General features: G+C 76.0%; 6 protein-coding genes. All 6 read right to left on the reverse strand.

The window, feature by feature from the left end; translation table 11 throughout:
• Positions 1–167: 167 nt before the first annotated feature.
• The 6 genes from lgt to PHK61_RS29100 all read right to left on the reverse strand — a co-directional run bounded on the left by lgt (position 168) and on the right by PHK61_RS29100 (position 6,750).
• Complete coding sequence (gene lgt, locus PHK61_RS29075; protein ID WP_274284523.1) at positions 168–1,292, reverse strand: prolipoprotein diacylglyceryl transferase; 1,125 nt, start codon at positions 1,290–1,292, stop codon at positions 168–170.
• A 24-nt stretch (positions 1,293–1,316) separates the two neighbouring features.
• Positions 1,317–2,129: a tryptophan synthase subunit alpha gene (gene trpA, locus PHK61_RS29080; protein ID WP_274284524.1), complete on the reverse strand. Its 813-nt coding sequence runs from the start codon at positions 2,127–2,129 to the stop codon at positions 1,317–1,319.
• Complete coding sequence (gene trpB / locus PHK61_RS29085; RefSeq protein WP_274284525.1) at positions 2,126–3,415, reverse strand: tryptophan synthase subunit beta; 1,290 nt, start codon at positions 3,413–3,415, stop codon at positions 2,126–2,128. Before trpB ends, trpA begins: the two co-directional genes overlap by 4 nt.
• Positions 3,416–3,501: 86 nt before the next feature.
• Complete coding sequence (trpC, locus tag PHK61_RS29090) at positions 3,502–4,311, reverse strand: indole-3-glycerol phosphate synthase TrpC (RefSeq protein ID WP_274284526.1); 810 nt, start codon at positions 4,309–4,311, stop codon at positions 3,502–3,504.
• Positions 4,312–4,351: 40 nt separating this feature from the next.
• A complete protein-coding gene (locus tag PHK61_RS29095) occupies positions 4,352–5,125 on the reverse strand; it encodes a Trp biosynthesis-associated membrane protein (RefSeq protein WP_274284527.1) in 774 nt (257 codons plus the stop codon).
• On the reverse strand, positions 5,122–6,750 hold the full coding sequence (locus tag PHK61_RS29100; protein ID WP_274284528.1) for an anthranilate synthase component I: 1,629 nt from the start codon (positions 6,748–6,750) through the stop codon (positions 5,122–5,124). Before PHK61_RS29100 ends, PHK61_RS29095 begins: the two co-directional genes overlap by 4 nt.
• Positions 6,751–6,852: the final 102 nt, after the last annotated feature.

The following is a 6,852-nucleotide window of genomic DNA, read 5'->3' on the forward strand; positions in this document are numbered from 1 at the left end:
CGCGTCGGTGCGCGGCGGGCGTGGGTCGGACCCGCAGGAAGGAAGGGGGTGCACCCCGGAAGCGGCCGCGCGGGACCCCGACGTCCAGCGCGCTGCCCCCGCGATGCTAGTCGGTCACGCGGCCGTCGGCAGGCCCGTGACGCACGGAGCCGCCGGCTCCCGGGCGGTCAGCTCTTCGCGGCCGACGGGGGCTCCGCCGGCGCGTCCTCCTCGCGCTCCTGCGCGGGGTCGGCGGGCGCCGCGTCGACGCTGCTCGGGCTCGCCGCTCCCCCGCCGCCGCCGGCCTCGGCCGCCGGCGACTTCTCGTCCTTGCGCGCCTCGACCTCGTTGTGGGCCCGCTGGTCCTCGTTGCTCTCCCCGGTGCTCTCCTCGGCCACGGAGCCGGGCGTACCCGGGGCCTCGTCGCCCGAACCCGCCTCGGCGGCGCGACCGAACACCTCACGCGGACGGCCGCGGAAGACGATCATGTAGACCACGGCCCCGAGGAACACCACGGCCGACACGACCACGTTGATGCGCACGTCGCCGAACACCCGGGTGGCGGGGTCGGTGCGCATGAGCTCGATGGCGAAGCGCCCCGCGGTGTAGCCCGCGACGTAGAGCGCGAACGCCCGCCCGTGCGAGAGCCGGAAGCGCCGGTCGGCCCACACCACGAGCGCGGCCACCGCGAGGTTCCAGAGCAGCTCGTAGAGGAAGGTGGGGTGGACGATCGCGACCGGCGTGGGGTCGACGACCACGCCGGTGAGGTTGTCGGGCACACCGGTCGACGGGTCCACCCGGCGGTAGATCTCCAGGCCCCACGGCAGCGTGGTGGGGCCGCCGTAGAGCTCCTGGTTGAACCAGTTGCCGAGCCGACCGATCGCCTGTGCGGTGACGATGCCGGGCGCGGCCGCGTCGGCGAACGCCGTCAGCGGAATGCCGCGGCGCCGGCAGCCGATCCAGGCGCCGACCCCGCCGAGCGCGATCGCGCCCCAGATGCCGAGCCCGCCCTGCCAGATGTAGAGCGCGGCGACGGGGTTCCCGCCCGGGCCGAAGTAGGTCGGCCAGTCGGTGGCCACGTGGTAGAGCCGCCCGCCGATCAGCCCGAACGGCACCGCGAACACGGCGATGTCGGTGACGGTGCCGGGCTCGCCACCGCGGGCGACGAAGCGCCGCTCGGTCCAGAGGATCGCGACGACGATCCCGGCGATGATGCACAGCGCGTACGCCCGCAGCGGGACCGGCCCGAGCTCCCAGACGCCCCGGGGCGGGCTGGGGAGGTAGGTCGGGAGGGCGGACACCGCGGCGAGCACGGCCGCCACGCTATCTGCCGCCGGTCAGCGCCCCGTGTGCTGGCCCCGCACTCCGGCGGCGAGCTCGGTGGTGAGCCGCGCGACGGCGGCCCGGCCGTGCTCCGCGGCGCTCACCAGCGCCGAGCCGACGATCACGCCGTCGGCGAAGCGCGCGACCTCGCCCGCCTGGGCGCCGTTGCGGACCCCGAGGCCGACGCCGATCGGCAGGTCGGTGTGGGTCCGCGCGCGCTCGACCAGCGTGGTGGCGGTGTCCGAGACCGCGTCGCGGGCGCCCGTGACGCCCATGGTGGAGGCCGCGTAGAGGAAGCCGCGGGTGGCCGCCGTGGTGGCCGCGATCCGCTCGTCGGTCGACGACGGCGCGACCAGGAAGATCGGCGCGAGGCCCTCGCGCCCCGCGGCGTCGAGCCACCCCGCGCCCTCGTCCGGCACCAGGTCCGGGGTGATCACGCCGAGCCCGCCGGCCGACGCGAGGTCGCGGGCGAAGGCGTCGACGCCGTAGCGCAGCACCGGGTTCCAGTAGGTCATGACGACCGCGCGCCCGCCGCGGGCGGCGAGCTGCTCGACGACCTCGAGGGTGTCGCGCACGCGGACGCCGGCCTTGAGCGCCGCGTCGACGGCGTGCTGGATGACCGGGCCGTCGAGCACCGGGTCGGAGTAGGGCAGGCCGACCTCGACGAGGTCCGCGCCCGCCTCGAGCGCCTGGGTCAGCAGGCCCAGCGAGCCCTTCACCGTCGGGTAGCCCGCGGGCAGGTAGGCGATGAGCGCGGCGCGGTCCTCGGCCTTCGCGGTGGTGAAGACCTCGCCGAGGCGGTCGACGCCCGTGACGGATCTGGTCACAGCTCCCGCTCCCCCGTCTGCGCGTCGGTCCCGGGCGGCGGCTCCTCCGTCGGCAGCGACTCCGGGTCGACCACCCCGAACCACCGGGCGGCGGTGTCGACGTCCTTGTCGCCGCGGCCCGAGAGGTTCACCAGGATCGTCGCGTCCGGCCCGAGCTCGCGCCCCAGCCGCAGCGCGCCCGCGATCGCGTGGGCCGACTCGATGGCCGGGATGATCCCCTCGGTGCGGCAGAGCAGGCGGAACGCGTCCATCGCCTCCGCGTCGGTGACCGGCTCGTAGGTCGCCCGGCCCGCGTCGGCGAGGAAGGCGTGCTCGGGGCCGACGCCGGGGTAGTCGAGGCCCGCCGAGATCGAGTGCGTCTCGAGGGTCTGCCCGTCGGCGTCCTGCAGCAGGTAGGACATCGCGCCGTGCAGCGCGCCGGGCGAGCCGCCGGTGATCGACGCGGCGTGCCGCCCGGTCTCGACGCCGTCGCCCGCCGCCTCGTAGCCGACGAGCCGGACCCCGGCGTCGTCGAGGAACGGGTGGAAGATCCCGATGGCGTTCGACCCGCCGCCCACGCAGGCCACGACGGCGTCGGGCAGCCGGTCGTACGCGGCGAGGACCTGCTCGCGGGCCTCGAGGCCGATCACCCGGTGGAAGTCGCGCACCATGCGCGGGAACGGGTGGGGGCCGGCGGCGGTGCCGAGGATGTAGTGGGTGTGGCCGACGCTGGACACCCAGTCGCGGTAGGCCTCGTTGAGGGCGTCCTTGAGGGTGCGCGACCCGGTGGTGACCGGCACGACCTCGGCGCCCAGCAGGCGCATGCGGGCGACGTTGAGCGCCTGGCGCTCGGTGTCGACCTCGCCCATGTAGACCTGGCACTCGAGGCCCATGAGCGCCGCCGCCGTCGCGGTGGCCACGCCGTGCTGCCCGGCGCCCGTCTCGGCGATGACCCGCCGCTTGCCCATCCGCTTGGTCAGCAGCGCCTGGCCCAGCACATTGTTGATCTTGTGTGAACCGGTGTGGTTGAGATCCTCGCGCTTGAGCAGGATGCGCGCGCCGCCCGCGTGCTCCGCCAGCCGCCGCGCGTCGGTGACCGGGGAGGGCCGGCCGGCGTAGTCGCGCTGCAGGCGGTCGAGCTCGGCGAGGAACTCCGGGTCGTGGCGGGCCTTCTCGTACTCGGCGGCGACCTCGTCGACCGCGGCGATGAGCGCCTCGGGCATGAAGCGCCCGCCGTAGGGCCCGAAGTGGCCCCGGTCGTCGGGTTCGTGGGCGGTCCCGGCGAGACCCTGGCTGGCCGACGTCATCTCACGTACTTCTTCCTGCGCGGAGTGGATCCGGTCGTCGGCGATCGTACGAGGCCGGGCGAGGGTCGTCCGGGTCAGCGCTGTCCTCAGCGAGACGGCTTCGGGCACGCCGGGTGCGACCCGGCGGTGACGAGCTGGCGCACCGCGGCCCGCGGGTCCTCGGCCGTGGCCATCGACTCGCCGACGAGCACGGCGTCGGCGCCGTGTCCCGCGTAGGTCATGAGGTCGCCGGGGCCGCGCACACCCGACTCGGCCACGCGCAGCACCTCGCCGGGCAGGCCCGGGGCGATCCGGCTGAACACCGAGCGGTCGACCTCGAGGGTGTGGAGGTCGCGCGCGTTGATGCCGACGAGCTTGGCGCCGGCCCGCAGCGCCATGTCGGCCTCCTCCTCGTTGTGCACCTCGACCAGGGCGGTCATCCCGAGGGACCCGACCCGGTCGACCAGCGCGTCGAGGGCGTTCTGCTCGAGCACCGAGCACATGAGCAGCACCAGGTCGGCGCCGTGGGCCCGCGCCTCGTGCACCTGGTAGGTGCCGACCACGAAGTCCTTGCGCAGCACCGGGATCTCGACCGCCGCACGCACGGCGTCCAGGTCGTCGAGCGAGCCGCCGAAGAAGCGCTGCTCGGTGAGCACGCTGATGACGCGCGCCCCGCCGTCGACGTAGCGGCCGGCGAGCCACGCCGGGTCCGGGATGTCGACCATGTGGCCCTTCGACGGGCTCGCCCGCTTGACCTCCGCGATGACCCCGATGCCGGGGCCCTGGAGAGCCGCGAGCGCGTCCCGCGCCGGCGGCGCCGAGGCCGCCTTGTCCTTGATGACGTCGAAGGGGACGGCGGCTTCCCGGGCGGCGAGGTCGGCCCGGACCCCTTCGAGGATCTCCTCCAGGACGCTCACGCCGGGTCTGCCCCTTTCCCCCGTCCGAGTTCGCTCCATGTTAACCCGCCCCTCCTCCGGTCCTACCCACCCCGTCGGAGGGTCCGGTGCGCGGTCCGTCGGGAGGATCCGCCTCCGGCTCCCGGGTGGGACCGCCGATGACGTCCGCCGCCCGCTCCCCCGGGAGATCCCGTGCGGGACCTCCGGGCGGATCTCCGGCAGGTTCTCCCGTGGGGTCGCGCCCCTCGTCGAGGGCCTCCCACAACGCCGTGTCCGGGTCGGCCGGCCGCGGGCGGGCCGTGGCCGTGGCCGTGGCACCCCGGGCGACGGGCGCGTCGTACTGCGCCCCCATCCGCGGCAGCACCGCCGCCCACCGGACCGTCAGCAGCCCCGCGCCGACCATCACCAGCGCGCCGACCAGCCCCAGCAGCGGGCCGCCGACCACGGCCTCGGCCGGCAGCGGGCGGTCGCCGGGGCGCACGCCGATCGGCAGTGCCTCCGACGCCGGCGCGAGCAGCCCGCTGGCCGCCCGCAGCAGCGCCCAGAGCCCGGCGACGGCCACGAGCGTGCCGACCACCCGGCGCCCCCAGCCGGCCGTGGCGACCAGGCCACCGATCGCGGCGAGGCACAGCAGCGCCCACGGCACGAGGATGGGCTCGGCGGTGGCGCCGTCGGCCGTGCTGGTGCGCGGCCCCGGAATGCCCTCGACCACCTGGCTGACCCAGGTGAGCCGCGACGCCCCCCACAGCACCACCGCCGCCAGCGCGAGCAGCACGGCGACGATCCCGAGCAGGCGCCCGGGCGGTGCGGAGGGACGACGCGGGACGGGGGTCACGACACGACCGGGACGGGCGCGGCGGACCCGTTGTCGCCGGCGCGGGCGCCGGACACGGTGGCCGGCGCGGCGAGCGTGTCGGCGGCGGCGACGGCCGCGAGCACGGCGCGCGCCTTGTTGACGCACTCGGTGTCCTCGGCCTCGGGATCGGAGTCGGCGACGATGCCGCCGCCGGACTGCACGTAGGCGACGCCGTCGCGCAGCAGCCCGGTGCGGATCGCGATGGCGGTGTCGGCGTCGCCGGCGAAGTCGAGGTAGCCCACGATGCCGCCGTAGAGCCCGCGCCGGGTGGGCTCGAGCTCCTCGATGATCCGCAGCGCCATCGGCTTGGGGGCGCCCGAGAGCGTGCCGGCCGGGAAGCACGCGGCCACCGCGTCGAACGCCGTCCGCTCGGGCGCCAGGCGGCCGCTGACCGTGCTGACCAGGTGCATCACGTGGCTGTAGCGCTCGATCTCGAAGAACCGGCGCACGGTGACCGTGCCCGGCACGCAGACGCGCCCGAGGTCGTTGCGCCCGAGGTCGACGAGCATGAGGTGCTCGGCGCGCTCCTTCTCGTCGGCGAGCAGGTCCTTGGCGAGGAGCGTGTCCTCCTCCGCGTCGGCCCCGCGCCAGCGCGTGCCGGCGATCGGGTGGGTCGTGGCCACCCCGTCCCGCACCGTGACCAGGGCCTCGGGGCTCGAGCCGACGATCTCGAAGGGCCGCCCGTCGGCGTCGGCGAGCCGCAGCAGGTACATGTACGGGCTGGGGTTGGTCATCCGCAGCACCCGGTAGATCTCCAGCGCGTCGGCCGTCGTGTCGGCCTCGAAGCGCTGGGAGACCACCACCTGGAACGCGTCGCCCGCGCGGATCCGCTCCTTGGCGACCTCGATGGCCGCGTGGTGCTCCTCCGGCGAGCGCCGCCGCCGCACCGTGCCGGCCCCCGCGGGGCGCACGGCCGTCGCCACCGTGCTCGGGGCGGGCGCCGCGAGCTCGGCGGCCATGCGGTCGAGCCGCGCGAGCGCGTCGTCGTAGGCGGCGTCGGCGCGCTCGGGGCTGTCGTCCCAGTTCACCGCGTTGGCGATGAGCGTGACGGTGCCCTCGTGGTGGTCGAGCGCGGCCACGTCGGTGGCGAGCAGCATGACCATCTCGGGGATCTGCAGGTCGTCGACCGCGTGCTCGCCCACCCGCTCGAGCCGGCGCACCGCGTCGTAGCCGACGTAGCCGACCAGCCCGCCGGTGAGCGGGGGCAGGCCGGGCAGCGGGTCGGTGCGCAGGCGCTGCAGCGTCTCGCGCAGCACGGCCAGCGGGTCGTCCCACGTCTGCTCGTCGTCCGGGCCGCCGGGCAGGTGCACGGGCACCTGGCCGGTCCACACCGGGCGGCCGTCGGCCTCGGTGAGCGTCGCGGCGCTGCGCGCCCCCACGAAGCTCCAGCGCGACCACGACTCGCCGTGCGCCGCCGACTCGAGCAGGAACGTGCCCGGGCGCTGCCCCGCGAGCTTGCGGTAGAGCCCCACCGGTGTCTCGCCGTCGGCCAGCAGCCGCCGCGTCACCGGGATGACGCGGTGGTGCGCGGCGAGGGCGTGGAAGCCCGCGCGATCGGGCACGACCGCGCCGAGCGGGGCGCTGGAGGCGTCGGACGGGGGCACGGGCTCATTGTGGCCCCCTCCCCCGACAGGGTGGGGCAACCGGGTCGGGGCCCGGAGGGGCGGGAGGGGGCGGGCGGGGCCGGGCCGGGCGGGGCTGGGCCG

The organism is Actinomycetospora lutea, assembly GCF_028737205.1.
GTDB lineage: Bacteria > Actinomycetota > Actinomycetes > Mycobacteriales > Pseudonocardiaceae > Actinomycetospora > Actinomycetospora lutea.

Excerpts from the sequence above, each read along its gene's own strand:
- trpB (WP_274284525.1), bottom strand. The coding sequence starts at position 3,415 with ATGACGTCGGCCAGCCAGGGTCTCGCCGGGACCGCCCACGAACCCGAC.